We start from the raw sequence: 13,814 nt of genomic DNA on the forward strand, positions 1-13,814 counted from the left end.
CCCGCGCCCGGACTGGTTCTGTCTCTCCCCCCCCCCCCCCTCCCCCCACCACCCCCCCCCCCCCCCCCCCCCCCCCCCCCCCCCTCCCCCCCCCCCCCGCTTCTATCCTGGGGTGGATGGGCCGCACGCGGCCTGTGCCCCCTGGTGCGGCTGTGGCCTGCGGCGCAAACCTCCTCACGCGGGAGCAAGCCCATGACACACCCGTACGTCCGACTGAGCAGGGGAGCCGTCGTCGCCACCGCGGTGGGGGCGCTCCTGGTACCGGCCGCGGGCTGGACGGCCGTGGCGCTGCCCGACCGGGCCGCCTCCGCCGTCGCGGCGGCCGCGCCCGCCCCCTCCGGGGACGAGGTGCGCGCACTCACGCCCGAGGTCGAGCGCCAGGTCGACGCGGCCGTCCGGCGCGTCATGAAGCAGGCGAACGTCCCCGGCGTCACCGTCGGCATCTGGACCCCCGACAAGGGCGAGTACGTCAAGTCCTTCGGCGTCCGCGACAAGAGCACCGGCGCCGCGATGGATCCGGACCTCTACATGCGCATCGGCAGCGAGACCAAGACGTTCACCGTCACCGCGCTCCTCCAGCTCGTCGACGAGGGGAAGATCGGCCTCGACGACACCATCGGCGAGTACATCGACGGGGTGCCCAACGGCGACGAGATCACCCTGCGTCAGCTGGCCGGCATGCGCAGCGGCCTGTTCAACTACTCGCAGGACGAGGACTTCTTCAAGGCGCTGACGTCGAACCCGGACCGGCCGTTCACCCCGCAGCAGCTGCTCGACTACTCCTTCAGGCACCCGGTGCTCTTCCCGCCCGGCGAGCAGTTCTTCTACTGCAACACCAACCTGATCCTGCTCGGTCTGGTCGTCGAGCAGATCAGCGGGCAGGACCTGAACGACTACATCCAGGACAACATCCTGGACCCGGCCGGCCTGGCGCACACCCTCTTCCCGACCGGCAGCGAGTTCCCCACCCCGCACTCCCAGGGCTACACCGACCAGACCGCGAGCGGAGAGGTCGAGGACTCGGCCGACTGGAACCCCTCCTGGGGCTGGGCGGCCGGCGCGATGATCTCCCAGCTGGAGGATCTGCGGGTGTGGGCGCGCACGGTGGCCACGGGCATCCTGCCCGACGGGGACCGTATGATCAGCGCCGCCACCCAGCGCCAGCGGCTGATCACCCCGCCGACGCCGATCCCGGGCGCCGGGTACGGCCTCGGCATCTTCGACGTGCAGGGCTGGATCGGGCACAACGGCTCGCTGCCCGGCTACGAGTCCCTGACCATCTATCTGCCCGAGGCGCAGGCGACGCTCGTCGTGGTGCTCAACACCGACATCAACTACCGGAACCAGGAGCCCAGCACCCTGTTCGGCGACGCCATCACGAGGATCATCTCCCCGGACCACGTCTTCGACCTGCCGGCGGAACCGGCGGCGCGATGAGGACGTTGTAGAGGGTGCAGGGTGTGCGGACGATGACGTGATGTGAGCGGGGAGGGTGAGATGGGCGAGGAAGAGCAGCTCGACACGGTGGAGGCCCGGCGCAAGGCCCGGTTCGGGGCGCTGCCCGAGCGGGTCCGCCCGCAGGACACGGTGGAGGAGCGGCCGGCGGTCCCGCGCGACCCGGCGCGGGACGCCTACAACCCGGACGAGTGGATGGTCCGCTACGGGCTGTGAGCGCGGCCCCGTCGGGGGCCACGCTCACAGAGGGTTCGGCACACGGGGGTGCGTGCCGGGTGCGGGCTCCGTCAGAGGCCCGCACCTTCGCGCTCGGTCGGGAGGCCCGCACCTTGGCACTTTCGCAGGAGGCCCGTACCTCCGTGCTCCGTCAGGAGGCCCGTACCTCCGCGATCGTCACCGGCCGGTGCTCGTGCAGCGACAGCGTGCAGGCCTCCGCGATCCAGCCCGCCTCCAGGGCGTCCTCGATCGTGCAGGGCGAGGTCCGGGTGCCCGCCACCACCTCGGTGAACGCGGTGAGTTCGGCGCGGTAGGCCGCGGTGAAGCGGTCCATGAAGAAGTCGTGCGGGGTGCCGGCCGGGAAGGTCACGCCGGGCTCGACGGAACGCAGCGGGAGCTTGTCCTCCAGGCCCACGGCGATGGAGTCCTCAAAGCCGTGGATCTCCATGCGGACGTCGTAACCCCGGGCGTTGTGACGGGAGTTGGAGACCACCGCGATCGTGCCGTCGTCCAGGGTGAGGATCGCGCCGGTGGTGTCGGCGTCGCCCGCCTCCTTGATGTAGTCGGCGCCCCGGTTGCCGCCGACCGCGTACACCTCGGTGACCTCACGGCCCGTCACCCAGCGGATGATGTCGAAGTCGTGCACCGAACAGTCGCGGAAGATACCGCCGGAGGCGGCGATGTACGCGGCCGGCGGCGGCGCCGGGTCCAGGGTGGTCGAGCGGACCGTGTGCAGCTTGCCCAGCTCGCCCGATCGCACGGAGGCCCGCGCGGCGACGAAACCGGCGTCGAAGCGGCGGTTGTAGCCGATCTGGATCGGCACGTCGCTGCCCCGGACGGCCTTGAGGACCTCGACGCCCTCGGCCATCGTCCTGGCGACCGGCTTCTCGCAGAAGACCGGGATCCCGGCCTCGACGGCGGCGAGGATCAGGCCTGGGTGGGCGTCGGTCGCGGCGGCCACCACCACACCGTCCACGCCCGCGGCCAGCACGGCCTCCGGGGAGTCGGCGACCTCGGCGCCGAACCGCTCGGCGGCGGTCTTGGCGGCCTCCGCGAACGGATCGGCCACGACGAGCGACTCGACGGCGTCGAGTCCGGAGAGGGTCTCGGCGTGGAAGGCGCCGATACGGCCGAGGCCGAGGATTCCGATACGCATGAGGGTGCAGCTCCTTGAGGTGGTGCGGGGACGGATCTTCCGGAGACGGGGAGGGGAGGGGAGGGGAGGGGAGGGGAGGTCTAGTCGAGGCCGCCGAGCACGTTCTGGTCCCAGTCGATCACCGAACCGGTGACCACCCCGGACCGCTCGGAGAGCAGGAACACCACGAAGTCGGCGATCTCGTCCGGTTGGCCCAGCTTGCCCATCGGCAGCCGCGCCGCCGCCTGCTCACGCCAGTCGTCGCCGGCGCCGTGGAACGCCTTCTGCGTCGCGTCCTCGCCCTCGGTCGCCGTCCAGCCGATGTTCAGGCCGTTGATCCGGACCCGGTCGAAGCGGTGGGCGTGCGCCGCGTTGCGGGTCAGCCCGATCAGCCCCGCCTTGGCGGCCACGTACGGCGCGAGGAACGGCTGCCCGCCGTGCGCCGAGGACGTGATGATGTTGACGACCGTGCCCGGCTCCTTACGGGCCACCATGTCCGCGACCGCCGCCTGCATCGCGAAGAACGGCGCCTTGAGGTTGATCGCGATGTGCTGGTCGAACAGCTCGGGAGTGGTGTCCAGGAGCGTGCCCCGGGAGGTGAGCCCCGCCGAGTTGACCAGGCAGTCGACCCGGCCGTACGCGGCCACCACCTCGGCCACCGACGCCTTCGCCTGCTTGGCGTCGGCCAGGTCGGCCCGGACGAAGAGCGCCTTGCCGCCCGCGGCGGTCAGCTCCGCCACCAGCGCCTCACCCGGCTCCGGGCGCCGCCCGGTGACGGCGACGGCCGCCCCCTCGCGGACCGCGGCCCGCGCGATCGCGGCGCCCACCCCCTGGCTGCCGCCGTTGACGAGGACGACCTTGTCGTCGAGAAGTCCCATGGAAGGAAGGTCCTTTCAGCTGGTGCGCCGCTCGGCGCCGGCCCGCAGTTCGTCCCTGAGTGCCTGCGGGGTCCACTCCTCGCGCAGCGCCCGCCGGACGACGTCCGCCTGCGCGGGCGGAGCCAGACCCTCGATCGGCGGGTCGCTGTCGAGATTGGTCGGGAAGGGGTAGCCCTCGGCGCTCGCGGCGACGACCCGCTCCAGCCACTCCTCGCCCACGCCCTGGGCCCGGCGCCTCAGCAGCACGGGGAAGACGGCGTTCGCCACGGCCTCCCGGTCCACGCTCTCCATGGCGCGCCCGAAGGCCGACGACACCTGGAGCAGGTTGGCCGTCCGCCGCACGTCGGTGGTGCGGTTGGTGCCGGCGGCGTGGAAGACGGCCGGGTTGAAGAAGGCGGCGTCGCCCTTGGCCAGCGGCAGCTGGACGTGGTGCTCCGCGAAATACTCCTGGAACTCCGGCAGCCGCCACGCCAGATAGCCGGGCTCGAACGTCTGCGAGAACGGCAGGTACAGCGTGGGCCCGGACTCCACGGGCATGTCGCAGTGGGCGACCGCGCCCTGGAGGGTGAGCACGGGGGAGAGGCGGTGGACGTGCGCCGGGTAGGCCGCGGCCGTCTCGGCGGAGAGGAACCCGAGGTGGTAGTCGCGGTGCACGCTCTGCGCCGCGCCGCCCGGGTTGACCACGTTGACCTGGGAGGTGACCTGGTAGCCGGGGCCCAGCCAGGCGCGGGAGACCAGGGCGAGGACCTCGTTGGCGTAGTAGTCCGTGAAGGCCTCCGGGTCGTGCAGGGCCGCCTTCTCCAGGGCGTTCCAGACCCGGTCGTTGGCACCCGGCCGCGCGAAGTGGTCGCCGGCCGTGGTGCCCGAGGCGTGCTGCTCGGCGATCAGCGCGTCGAAGACGTCGGTCACCCGGTCGACCACCGACGCGTCGGGGAAGGCGCCCCGGAAGACCACGATCCCGGGACCGTCGGCGAGGGCCCGCACCAGTTCGGCGCGCACCTCGCGGCTCCCGGCGGCGGCGCGCAGGCGCTCGCTGTCGTAGACGAGGACATCGCCCTCGACGGACGAGGCACGGGGGTAGTCGGCGAGGTCGGTGGTGCGCTCGACGAGGGCTCGGAAGGCATCGAGGTCGCAGTCCTGCTCGGTCAGCCAGGTGCGACCGTGGACGGAGGTGAAGGACATCGTCGTCCCTTCATGACAGCGGCGGCTCGGTGCTGTCATTGTTGTCAGTACAAACCCGTCGAACAACCAGCAGGCGGCCATCAAAAAACCCTCAAGAACAGGCGAGGAGCCTTCCGTGGGCCATCCCTTCCCGATCCGCGAGATCGCACGTCAGGCGGGCCTCAGCGAGGCCACCGTGGACCGGGTCCTCAATGGCAGAGGAGGGGTGCGCGAGTCCACCGCGCAGGAGGTGGAGCGGGCCATCGCCGACCTCGACCGGCAGCGCACCCAGGTCCGGCTCGTCGGCCGCACCTTCATGGTCGACATCGTGATGCAGGCCCCGGAGCGGTTCACCACCGCCGTACGCGCCGCGCTGGAGGCCGAACTGCCGTCCCTGCACCCGGCCGTGCTGCGCTCCCGCTTCCACTTCCGGGAGACCGGGCCCGTCGGGGAACTGGTCGCGTCGCTGGACCGGATCGCCCGGCGCGGTTCGCAGGGCGTGATCCTCAAGGCGCCGGACGTCCCCGAGGTCACCGCGGCCGTCGGGCGGCTGGTGGCCGCCGGGATCCCGGTCGTCACCCTGGTCACCGACCTGCCCGCCAGCGCCCGCCTCGCCTATGTCGGCATCGACAACCGGGCCGCGGGCGCCACCGCCGCCTACCTCATGGGCCAGCTGCTGGGGGAGCGCTCCGGCAATGTGCTGACGAGCCTGTCCAGCGGCTTCTTCCGCAACGAGGAGGAGCGCGAGATGGGCTTCCGCAGCGCGATGCGGGCCCGCCATCCCGAGCGCGCGCTGGTCGAGATCGCCGAGGGCCAGGGCCTGGACGCCACCCAGTACGACCTGGTCCGGGCGGCCCTGGAGCGTGACCCGGAGATCCGCGCGGTGTACTCGATCGGCGGCGGCAACATCGCCACCTTGCGCGCCTTCGCCGACGCGGGCCGCGCATGCGCGGTGTTCGTCGCGCACGACCTCGACCACGACAACACCCGGCTGCTGCGCGAGCACCGGCTGTCCGTGGTCCTCCACCACGATCTGCGGCACGACATGCGCGAGGCCTGCCACACCGTGATGCGGGCCCACGGGGCGCTGCCGCCCGCCGGGCCCACGCTGCCGTCGGCGATCCAGGTGGTGACGCCGTACAACATGCCGCCGCAGGTGGCGGGCGCCTGACCCGCCGGGGGCGCGGTGGCCCCCGGGTTCACAGGGTGATCGCGTAGGCCTTGCGCAGGGTCTCGTGGACCGTCCACGTCGTGCGGTCGCCCGCGCGCAGCACCGCCAGGTCGCCGGGGCCGACCGTGAGCGTGGGGCCGTCCTCGACCTCGATGGTCGCGGAGCCGCTGATCACGACGAACAGCTCGTCCGCCTCCGTGTCGGTGACGACGCCCGGGGTGATCTGCCAGATCCCCCGGAGCTGCCGGCCGTCCTCCGACTCCCACACCACCTTGCCGGTCACCTCGGGCGTGCCGGAGACGATCTGCGCCGGGTCGAGGGGGTCGGGTTCGAGGTCGGCGTCGGGGATGTGCAGAGCGAAGCTGTGGGTCATGGAGCGACCCTAGCGAGCGCCCGCGGTCCTGCGGTGTCGACACTGTGTGGCGTAAACACCCAGGTGGGAGGACACCTCGTCGGGTGACCGCCGTCGCCCGCGCGCCGGACACAGGCGGCTCATGCGCGCCTGATACGGCGGACAAAATTGTTGACAATCTTGTTTGACTAGATTTACGTTCGACAGGCACTCACTCAGGGAGGGCAACCATGCCGAAAGAAGCCCGTCCGAGCACCGGGGAGCAGGCCAAGCGGCATGCGCTCGCGCAGCTGCGGCAGGCGATCCTGCACGGCGAGATGGCACCGGCGCAGCGGCTGGTGGAGAACGAGCTCGCCGAGCAGTTCGGTGTGACGCGGGCCAGCATCCGCGCGGCACTCATCGATCTGGAGTCCCAGGGGCTCGTCGAGCGGATCCGCAACCGTGGTTCACGGGTGCGGGTGGTGACCGTGGACGAGGCGGTCGCCATCACCGAGTGCCGCATGGTCCTCGAAGGACTGTGCGCCTCGAAGGCGGCCGTCGCGGCCAGCGACGAGCAACTGGTCCAACTGGCCGACCTCGGCACGGCGATGAGCAAGGCGGTCGCCGACGGCGAGCCGGTCACCTACTCCGACCTCAACCACGAACTGCACACCCGCATCCGGGAGTTCTCCGGCCAGCGGACCGCGCAGGAGCTGCTGGAGCGGCTCAACGCCCAACTGGTGCGTCACCGCTTCCAGTTGGCGCTGAGGCCGGGGCGTCCGCAGCAATCCCTGAACGAGCACCTGACCATGATCGAAGCGATCCGGGCCAGGGACCCGCAGGCGGCCGAGACGGCCGTCCGCGCCCACCTCACCAGCGTGATCGAGGCGCTGCGCGACTGATCACGGTCGTGTGAGGCGGGCGCCCACCTGTCTTCAAGGAGATGTGAGAATGACCGAGGCCAACGCGCCCGCCTCCCCGCCACCCGCCTCCCCGCCCCCCGCCTCCCCGCCCCCCGCCTCCCCGCCCCCCGCCTCCGCCACGCGCGACGGCGCCCGTGCGGGAGGACCCCCCTCACCCCGATCGACCCTCGTCGTCACCGCGCACGCCGGGGACTTCGTCTGGCGGGCGGGCGGTGCCATCGCCCTGGCCGCCTCCCGCGGGGAGAAGGTCACCATCGCCTGCCTCACCTTCGGTGAGCGCGGCGAGTCCGCCAAGGCCTGGCGCGAGGGCAGGAATCTCGACGAGATCAAGGCGATACGCCGGGACGAGGCCGAGCGCGCCGCCGCCACCCTGGGCGCCGAGGTCCGCTTCTTCGACGCCGGCGACTATCCGCTGGTCGCCTCCGCCGAGCTGACCGACCGGCTCGTCGCCGTGTACCGCGAGACCCAGCCGGACGTCGTTCTCACCCACCCCACCGAGGACCCGTACAACGGCGACCATCCGGCCGCCAACCGTATGGCGCTGGAGGCCCGCGTGCTCGCGCAGGCCATCGGCTACCCGGGCGAGGGCGAGATCATCGGCGCGCCGCCGGTCTTCTACTTCGAGCCCCACCAGCCCGAGATGAGCGGCTTCAGGCCCGAGGTCCTGCTCGACATCACCGAGGTCTGGGAGACCAAGCGCAAGGCCATGGAGTGCCTGGGCGCCCAGCAGCACCTGTGGGACTACTACACGGACCTCGCCGTCCGCCGGGGCGTCCAGCTCAAGCGCAACGCCGGCCCCAACCTGGGCCTGGCGCACAAGACCATGGCCGAGGCGTTCATGCGCCCCTACCCGCAGATCGCGAAGGAGCTGGCGTGAGCGGCGTGATCGTCACGAATCCGCCGAAGGCGGGACTCAAGGACGTCGACGCGCTGGCCGGCTTCGGCGTGGCCACGGTGAGCGAGGCGATGGGCCGGACGGGCCTGCTGGGCACCGGGATCCGTCCGATCCAGCAGGGGGTGCGGATGGCCGGTACCGCCGTCACCGTGCTCGGCTGGCCGGGCGACAACCTCATGATCCACGCGGCCGTGGAGCAGTGCGGCGAGGGCGATGTCCTGGTGGTCACCACCACCTCTCCGTCCACCGACGGCCTGTTCGGCGAGCTGTTCGCGACCGCGTTGCGCCGGCGCGGGGTGCGCGGGCTGGTCATCAACGCGGGCATCCGGGACACCCAGGAGCTGCGCGAGATGGACTTCCCGGCCTGGTCGCGGGCGGTCTGCGCGCAGGGCACGGTGAAGGCCACCGGTGGCTCGGTCAACGTACCGGTCGCGATCGACGGGCAGGTGATCCGCCCCGGTGACGTGATCCTCGCCGACGACGACGGCGTCGTGGTCGTCCCGCGTGAGCGCGCCCGCGCCACGGTGGAGGCGTCCGAGGCCCGCGAGGCCAAGGAGGCCCGCTCCCGCGCCGCCTTCCTGGACGGCGAACTCGGCCTGGACCGCTACGGGTTGCGGGAGACGCTGAAGGCGCTGGGCGTGGAGTACCGGACGTACGAGGAGTACGCGGGGGAGTCGTCGTGACCTCCGGGTCCGAGGAGGTGCCCTGCCTGCTGATGCGGGGCGGCACCTCCAAGGGCGCCTACTTCCTCGCCGACGACCTGCCCGCCCGGCCCGGGCCGCGCGACGCGCTGTTGCTGCGGATCATGGGCAGCCCGGACGAGCGTCAGATCGACGGCCTGGGCGGCGCCCACCCGCTCACCAGCAAGGTCGCGGTCGTCTCCCGCTCCGCCGACCCGCGCGCCGACGTCGACTATCTCTTCCTTCAAGTCGCCGTGGACCGGGCGGAGGTGAGTGCCCGTCAGAACTGCGGCAACATCCTCGCCGGTGTCGGCCCGTTCGCCGTGGAGCGCGGGCTGGTGACGGCGGGGGAGGAGGAGACCTCCGTCCGCATCCGCATGGTCAACACCGGTGACCACGCGACGGCGACCTTCCCCACCCCCGGCGGCCGGGTGCGTTACACCGGGGACGCCGAGATCTCGGGCGTGCCGGGGACGGCCGCACCCGTGGTGATCGAGTTCCCGCCGGGCACCGGCCCGCTGCTGCCCACCGGCAGTGTCCGGGACGTGATCGACGGCGTGCCGGTGACCTGCGTGGACAACGGCATGCCGACGGTCCTGATGGCGGCCGCCTCGCTCCGGGCCACCGGCTACGAGTCGCCGCGCGACCTGGAGGAGGACGTGACGCTCGCCGACCGGCTGCGCGTGATCCGGCTGGCGGCGGGACGGCTGATGGGGCTGGGCGACGTCTCCGACACCACCGTCCCCAAGCTCACCCTGCTCGCCCCGCCCCGGAGCGGCGGCGCGGTCACCACCCGCACCTTCATCCCCGTGCGCGCGCACACCTCGATCGGCGTGCTCGGCGCGGCCAGTGTGGCCGCCGGACTGCGCATCGACGGCGGCGTGGGGGCGGAGATCGCCACGCTGGAGGCCGGCAGTGACCGGATTCGCATAGAACATCCCACCGGATTCCTGGACATCGAAAGCAGCCTCGGGTGCACCCCCGACGGCCTGCCCTCGGCCCGCCGTACCGCCGTGGTCCGCACGGCCCGCAAGATCTTCGACGGCACCGTGTTCCCCCGGGCCGCCGAGACGGCGCCGATTCCCCCGCAACCCCTTGGAGGTCGACGATGACTCCGCCGCTCGGCGACATCGCCCACATCGGCCACGCCCAGCTCTTCACCCCGGACCTGGACGCCAGCGTCGCCTTCTTCACGGACTACCTGGGGCTCACCGTCAACGGGCAGGACGGCGACACCGTCTATCTGCGGACCTTCGACGACTACGAGCACCACAGCCTGGTGCTCACCGCCCGCGACCGGCCCGGCCTCGGCCGGCTCGCCCTGCGCACCTCCAGCGAGGAGGCGCTGCACCGCCGGGTCGAGGCCGTCGAGGCGGCGGACGGCACCGGCGGCTGGGTGGAGGACGAACCCGGCCTCGGCAAGGTCTACGTCACCACCGACCCGGACGGCCACGAGCACGCCCTGTACTGGGAGAGCGAGTACTACCGGGCCCCCGAGGAGCTGCGGCCGGCGCTGAAGAACCAGCCGCAGGCCAAGCCCAACCGCGGGGTGGGCGTGCGGCGCCTGGACCACATCAACTTCCTCGCCGCCGACGTCCTCGCCAACGCCGAGTTCCAGCAGAACGTCCTCGGCGCCCGGCCCACCGAGCAGATCCGGCTGGACAGCGGGAAGATCGCGGCGCGCTGGCTGACGTACACGAACAAGTCGTACGACGTCGTCTACACCTCGGACTGGACCGGCTCGGCCGGGCGGCTGCACCACATCGCCTTCGCCACCGACACCCGTGAGGACATCCTGCGGGCGGCCGACCTGGCGATCGACACGGGCGTGTTCATCGAGACGGGGCCGCACAAGCACGCCATCCAGCAGACGTTCTTCCTGTACGTCTACGAGCCCGGCGGCAACCGCATCGAGCTGTGCAACCCGCTCACGCGCCTCGTCCTGGCCCCCGACTGGCCGCTCGTCACCTGGACCGAGGAGGAGCGCAAGAAGGGGCAGGCCTGGGGTCTGAAGACCATCGAGTCGTTCCACACGCACGGGACCCCGCCCGTCGCCTAGGCCCGCCTGAGGCCCTTCCCGGTGTGCGAGGCACCCAGGGATCGGATTGTCGATGAGATTGTTGACAAAAACGTTGATGCCTCTGCTCCCTGATCCTTGGCGTCTTGCGCACCACCGGGTCAGCCGCACCCCACGAGCCGCGTCGGCCCGCACCACCGCCCCCCTCCAGGGAACGCCTCCTGGACGAGAGGAAAACAACGATGTCCTCCTCCCCCGCGCTGTCCGCCCGCGGCAGCAGACTGGCCCTGCTGGTCGTCGGCCTGTGCTGGCTGGCCGTCCTCTTCGACGGCCTCGACATGTTCATCTACGGCTCGGTCCTGCCGCACCTGCTGGAGACCAAGACCTTCGGCCTCACCCCGGACACCGCAGGCGACCTCGGCAGCTACGCCACCTTCGGCATGCTGATCGGCGCGCTCACCGCCGGCACCGTCGCCGACCGGATCGGTCGCAAGAAGCTGATGGTCGGCTGCGTGGTGCTGTTCTCGCTGGCCTCCGGCGTCTGCGCGATCGCCGACAGCGTCGCCGTCTTCGGCCTCGGCCGCACCCTCGCGGGCGTCGGCCTCGGCGGTCTGCTGCCCACCGCGATCAGCATGGTCTCCGACTACGCCCCGCGCGGCCGCGCCGCCCTCACCATCGGCCTGCTGATGACCGCCCACCACGCCGGCGGCATCCTCTCCGCCTACGTCGCCAAGTGGCTGATCGACCCGGTCGGCTGGCGCGCGGCGTTCTGGGTCTGCGTGCTGCCGCTGCTGTTCGCCCCCGTGCTCGCCAAGTTCCTCCCCGAGTCGCTGAGCTTCCTCGTCGCCAAGGGCCGCACCGAGGAGGCCGCCGCGCTCGCCGCCCGCTACGAGGTCGAACTGCCCGAGGCGAAGTCCGGCAGGAAGACCGCCGCCGACCGCTGGGACGCCCTGGTCGGCCTCTTCCGCGGTGGCGAGTGGATCCAGACCCTGCTGTACTGGTTCGCCTCCTTCGGCGGACTGCTCCTCGTCTACGGCGTCGCCACCTGGCTGCCGACCCTGATGCGGGCCGAGGGCTACGCGCTCGCCAACGCGCTGACCTTCGTCGTCGTCTTCAACCTCGGCGGCATCGTGGGCATGCTGGTCGCCGGGCGCGCCGCCGACCGGTTCGGCGCCCCGCGCATCTCGGCGGTCTGGTTCGCGCTGACCGCGGTCGGCGTGTATCTGCTCAGCGTGCACATGCCGACCGGCGTCACGATGGTCGTCGTCTTCCTCACCGGTGTCTTCCTCAACAGCGCCCAGACGATGATCTACGCGACCGTGTCGATCCGTTCCGCCCCCGACAACCGCGCCACCGCGGTCGGCTGGACCTCCGGCATGGGCCGCTTCGGCGCCGTCTTCGGCCCGTGGCTCGGCGGCCAGCTGCTCGCCGCGGGCAACGGTGAGTGGGGCTTCACCGCCTTCGCGCTCGCCGGTGTCTCCTCCATGGTCTTCATCGGCATCGCCGCCCTGCGCGGCGCGAAGCGGACGCCGCGGACCGCCGACCAGGAGCTGGTCGGCGCCCACTGACCGGCCACCGGGGGACAGGGCCCGACGCCGGCCACCGCACGGGGTGCGGGGCCGGCGTCCCCCGCGTTCGCCGGGGCTTCCGCGGCGGGTTCCGCGGGGGCTTGCGCGGTGGCTTTCCGTGCTGGACGGGGACTTCTCCGTTCGGGGTGCGGCAGCCGCCGTCACAGGTCACGCTCGTCGTATGGGTGAACGCTGGGAGGTTCGTCGGGCGGGGCCGGAGAGTGCGTCGCGGCGGGTGCTGATGATTCCGGGCGGGCTGTGCACGACCGAGTTCTACGCGGACGTGATGGCCGATCCGGCGGTGGCGGGGCTGGGGCTGGTCGCGGCGACGCTGCCGGGGTTCGGGGGGACCGAGGAGCCCGAGGACGTGTCCATGGAGGCCTACGCCCGGCTGATGGCGGACTTCGCGGGCGAGACCGGCTGCGATGTGGTCGTGGGCCACAGCCTGGGCGCGAACGTGGCGATCGAGATGGCGGCGGCGGGCCTGTTCACCGGCCCGCTGGTGCTGCTGTCGCCGGCCTTCTCGCGCGGCGACGAGATGCGGTCCCTGGCCGCGCTGAACGCCGTGGGCCGGGTGCCGGGGCTCGGTATCGCGGTCTGGGCCGGCATGCTCGGGCTGCTGCCCCGGGCGATGAGACGCGGACTGCCGCCGGAGCGCGCCCAGGCGCTGGCGGCGGCGATGAGCGGCAACGACCCGGCGGCCTGCCGCCGGATCGTGCAGGGCTACTACGCGTATCTGGACCGGTATCCGTCCCTGGTCCCCCGGCTGTGCGAGGCCGGTGTCCCGGCCTGGGTGGTGCGCGGCGACCACGACGAGGTCGGCCTGACCGACGGGGAACGCCGGGGCCTGGAGGGCTGTCCGCAGATCCGTCTGGTCACGGTGCCCGACGCCGGCCACGCGGTCCTGGTCGACCAGCCCGCGGCCGTGGCCGGGGTGGTCGCGGAGGCGGCCACGGCGGCGGTGCGCTGAATCCGCCCGGGCGGCGCGGGGGGCGCGCCCCGAGGGGTGCTCAGTCGTCCGAGCCCATCTGGTCCTGCGCCGACAGGTGTTCCACCGTCTCGCCGGTCTCGGTGAACGTCCGCGTGACGTGGCCCGAGGAGTACACCCACAGGATGCGCAGCGGGACATCGCCGATGTTGCGGAACAGATGGGGGATCGGCGAGGGGATGTACGTGGTGTCGAACCGCTCCAGCTTCGTCACCGCGCCGCGGTGGCCGCCGGGCGCGCGGAGAAGGGGGTGCCGTTGGCCCCGAAGGTCTGGCGCGAGCTGGCCGAACGCGCCGAGCGGCTCGGGCGGGGGCGCGCGCTGCCGGCGACGGCCGGGTAGGCGCCGGGCCGGCAGCCGCCGAACAGGGGACGGCGGCTGCCGGCTGCTCCGGGGGC

15 protein-coding genes are annotated in these 13,814 nt (G+C 72.2%); 10 read left to right on the forward strand and 5 right to left on the reverse strand.

The annotated features are described in order from the left end of the window. Window positions 1–192: 192 nt before the first annotated feature. Both ACZ6D7_RS09020 and ACZ6D7_RS09025 read left to right on the forward strand, forming a co-directional pair. Window positions 193–1,437: a serine hydrolase domain-containing protein gene (locus tag ACZ6D7_RS09020; protein ID WP_469485739.1), complete on the forward strand. Its 1,245-nt coding sequence runs from the start codon at window positions 193–195 to the stop codon at window positions 1,435–1,437. Between the two features lie 60 nt (window positions 1,438–1,497). Next, window positions 1,498–1,671, forward strand: coding sequence for a hypothetical protein (locus tag ACZ6D7_RS09025; RefSeq protein WP_469485742.1), 174 nt, complete (start codon window positions 1,498–1,500; stop codon window positions 1,669–1,671). Between the two features lie 151 nt (window positions 1,672–1,822). Here ACZ6D7_RS09025 and ACZ6D7_RS09030 read toward each other — a convergent pair whose 3' ends face one another. The 3 genes from ACZ6D7_RS09030 to ACZ6D7_RS09040 all read right to left on the reverse strand — a co-directional run bounded on the left by ACZ6D7_RS09030 (window position 1,823) and on the right by ACZ6D7_RS09040 (window position 4,866). Further along, window positions 1,823–2,827, reverse strand: coding sequence for a Gfo/Idh/MocA family protein (locus ACZ6D7_RS09030; protein WP_469485745.1), 1,005 nt, complete (start codon window positions 2,825–2,827; stop codon window positions 1,823–1,825). An 80-nt stretch (window positions 2,828–2,907) separates the two neighbouring features. After that, window positions 2,908–3,684, reverse strand: a complete 777-nt coding sequence (locus tag ACZ6D7_RS09035) for an SDR family oxidoreductase (RefSeq protein WP_469485748.1) — start codon at window positions 3,682–3,684, stop codon at window positions 2,908–2,910. A gap of 15 nt (window positions 3,685–3,699) precedes the next feature. Beyond that, a complete protein-coding gene (locus tag ACZ6D7_RS09040; protein WP_469485751.1) occupies window positions 3,700–4,866 on the reverse strand; it encodes a phytanoyl-CoA dioxygenase family protein in 1,167 nt (388 codons plus the stop codon). Window positions 4,867–4,981: 115 nt separating this feature from the next. On the opposite strand from ACZ6D7_RS09040, the gene ACZ6D7_RS09045 reads away from it, so the two are divergent. Further along, window positions 4,982–6,016 carry a LacI family DNA-binding transcriptional regulator gene (locus ACZ6D7_RS09045; RefSeq protein ID WP_469485754.1) on the forward strand — a complete coding sequence of 345 codons (1,035 nt, stop codon included), beginning with the start codon at window positions 4,982–4,984 and terminating at the stop codon, window positions 6,014–6,016. A gap of 28 nt (window positions 6,017–6,044) precedes the next feature. On the opposite strand, the gene ACZ6D7_RS09050 is transcribed toward ACZ6D7_RS09045, so the two are convergent. After that, window positions 6,045–6,389 carry a cupin domain-containing protein gene (locus ACZ6D7_RS09050; protein WP_469485757.1) on the reverse strand — a complete coding sequence of 115 codons (345 nt, stop codon included), beginning with the start codon at window positions 6,387–6,389 and terminating at the stop codon, window positions 6,045–6,047. A gap of 209 nt (window positions 6,390–6,598) precedes the next feature. On the opposite strand from ACZ6D7_RS09050, the gene ACZ6D7_RS09055 reads away from it, so the two are divergent. The 7 genes from ACZ6D7_RS09055 (at window position 6,599) to ACZ6D7_RS09085 (ending at window position 13,400) form a co-directional block, all read left to right on the forward strand. Beyond that, window positions 6,599–7,249, forward strand: a complete 651-nt coding sequence (locus ACZ6D7_RS09055) for a GntR family transcriptional regulator (protein WP_469485759.1) — start codon at window positions 6,599–6,601, stop codon at window positions 7,247–7,249. A gap of 49 nt (window positions 7,250–7,298) precedes the next feature. After that, a complete protein-coding gene (locus ACZ6D7_RS09060) occupies window positions 7,299–8,147 on the forward strand; it encodes a PIG-L deacetylase family protein (protein WP_469485761.1) in 849 nt (282 codons plus the stop codon). After that, the gene (locus ACZ6D7_RS09065; protein WP_469485763.1) at window positions 8,144–8,848 is read left to right on the forward strand and encodes a 4-carboxy-4-hydroxy-2-oxoadipate aldolase/oxaloacetate decarboxylase; all 705 of its coding nucleotides are present in this window, start codon (window positions 8,144–8,146) and stop codon (window positions 8,846–8,848) included. The genes ACZ6D7_RS09060 and ACZ6D7_RS09065 overlap by 4 nt, the downstream gene beginning before the upstream one ends. Beyond that, a complete protein-coding gene (locus ACZ6D7_RS09070) occupies window positions 8,845–9,957 on the forward strand; it encodes a 4-oxalomesaconate tautomerase (protein ID WP_469485765.1) in 1,113 nt (370 codons plus the stop codon). The genes ACZ6D7_RS09065 and ACZ6D7_RS09070 overlap by 4 nt, the downstream gene beginning before the upstream one ends. After that, complete coding sequence (locus ACZ6D7_RS09075) at window positions 9,954–10,904, forward strand: catechol 2,3-dioxygenase (RefSeq protein WP_469485767.1); 951 nt, start codon at window positions 9,954–9,956, stop codon at window positions 10,902–10,904. Before ACZ6D7_RS09070 ends, ACZ6D7_RS09075 begins: the two co-directional genes overlap by 4 nt. 200 nt (window positions 10,905–11,104) lie before the next feature. Next, on the forward strand, window positions 11,105–12,430 hold the full coding sequence (locus tag ACZ6D7_RS09080) for an MFS transporter (protein WP_469485769.1): 1,326 nt from the start codon (window positions 11,105–11,107) through the stop codon (window positions 12,428–12,430). Window positions 12,431–12,611: 181 nt separating this feature from the next. Continuing rightward, window positions 12,612–13,400: an alpha/beta fold hydrolase gene (locus ACZ6D7_RS09085; RefSeq protein ID WP_469485771.1), complete on the forward strand. Its 789-nt coding sequence runs from the start codon at window positions 12,612–12,614 to the stop codon at window positions 13,398–13,400. A 40-nt stretch (window positions 13,401–13,440) separates the two neighbouring features. Here ACZ6D7_RS09085 and ACZ6D7_RS09090 read toward each other — a convergent pair whose 3' ends face one another. Further along, entirely contained in the window at window positions 13,441–13,632 is a 192-nt protein-coding gene (locus ACZ6D7_RS09090) for a hypothetical protein (RefSeq protein ID WP_469485773.1), read from the reverse strand. Window positions 13,633–13,814 lie beyond the last annotated feature (182 nt).

The organism is Streptomyces sp. NPDC041784 (assembly GCF_055591025.1).

Coding starts and splice junctions, on each gene's coding strand:
- ACZ6D7_RS09020 (WP_469485739.1), top strand. CDS start 193: ATGACACACCCGTACGTCCGACTGAGCAGGGGAGCCGTCGTCGCCACC.
- ACZ6D7_RS09025 (WP_469485742.1), top strand. CDS start 1,498: ATGGGCGAGGAAGAGCAGCTCGACACGGTGGAGGCCCGGCGCAAGGCC.
- ACZ6D7_RS09030 (WP_469485745.1), bottom strand. CDS start 2,827: ATGCGTATCGGAATCCTCGGCCTCGGCCGTATCGGCGCCTTCCACGCC.
- ACZ6D7_RS09035 (WP_469485748.1), bottom strand. CDS start 3,684: ATGGGACTTCTCGACGACAAGGTCGTCCTCGTCAACGGCGGCAGCCAG.
- ACZ6D7_RS09040 (WP_469485751.1), bottom strand. CDS start 4,866: ATGTCCTTCACCTCCGTCCACGGTCGCACCTGGCTGACCGAGCAGGAC.
- ACZ6D7_RS09050 (WP_469485757.1), bottom strand. CDS start 6,389: ATGACCCACAGCTTCGCTCTGCACATCCCCGACGCCGACCTCGAACCC.
- ACZ6D7_RS09055 (WP_469485759.1), top strand. CDS start 6,599: ATGCCGAAAGAAGCCCGTCCGAGCACCGGGGAGCAGGCCAAGCGGCAT.
- ACZ6D7_RS09060 (WP_469485761.1), top strand. CDS start 7,299: ATGACCGAGGCCAACGCGCCCGCCTCCCCGCCACCCGCCTCCCCGCCC.
- ACZ6D7_RS09075 (WP_469485767.1), top strand. CDS start 9,954: ATGACTCCGCCGCTCGGCGACATCGCCCACATCGGCCACGCCCAGCTC.
- ACZ6D7_RS09080 (WP_469485769.1), top strand. CDS start 11,105: ATGTCCTCCTCCCCCGCGCTGTCCGCCCGCGGCAGCAGACTGGCCCTG.
- ACZ6D7_RS09085 (WP_469485771.1), top strand. CDS start 12,612: ATGGGTGAACGCTGGGAGGTTCGTCGGGCGGGGCCGGAGAGTGCGTCG.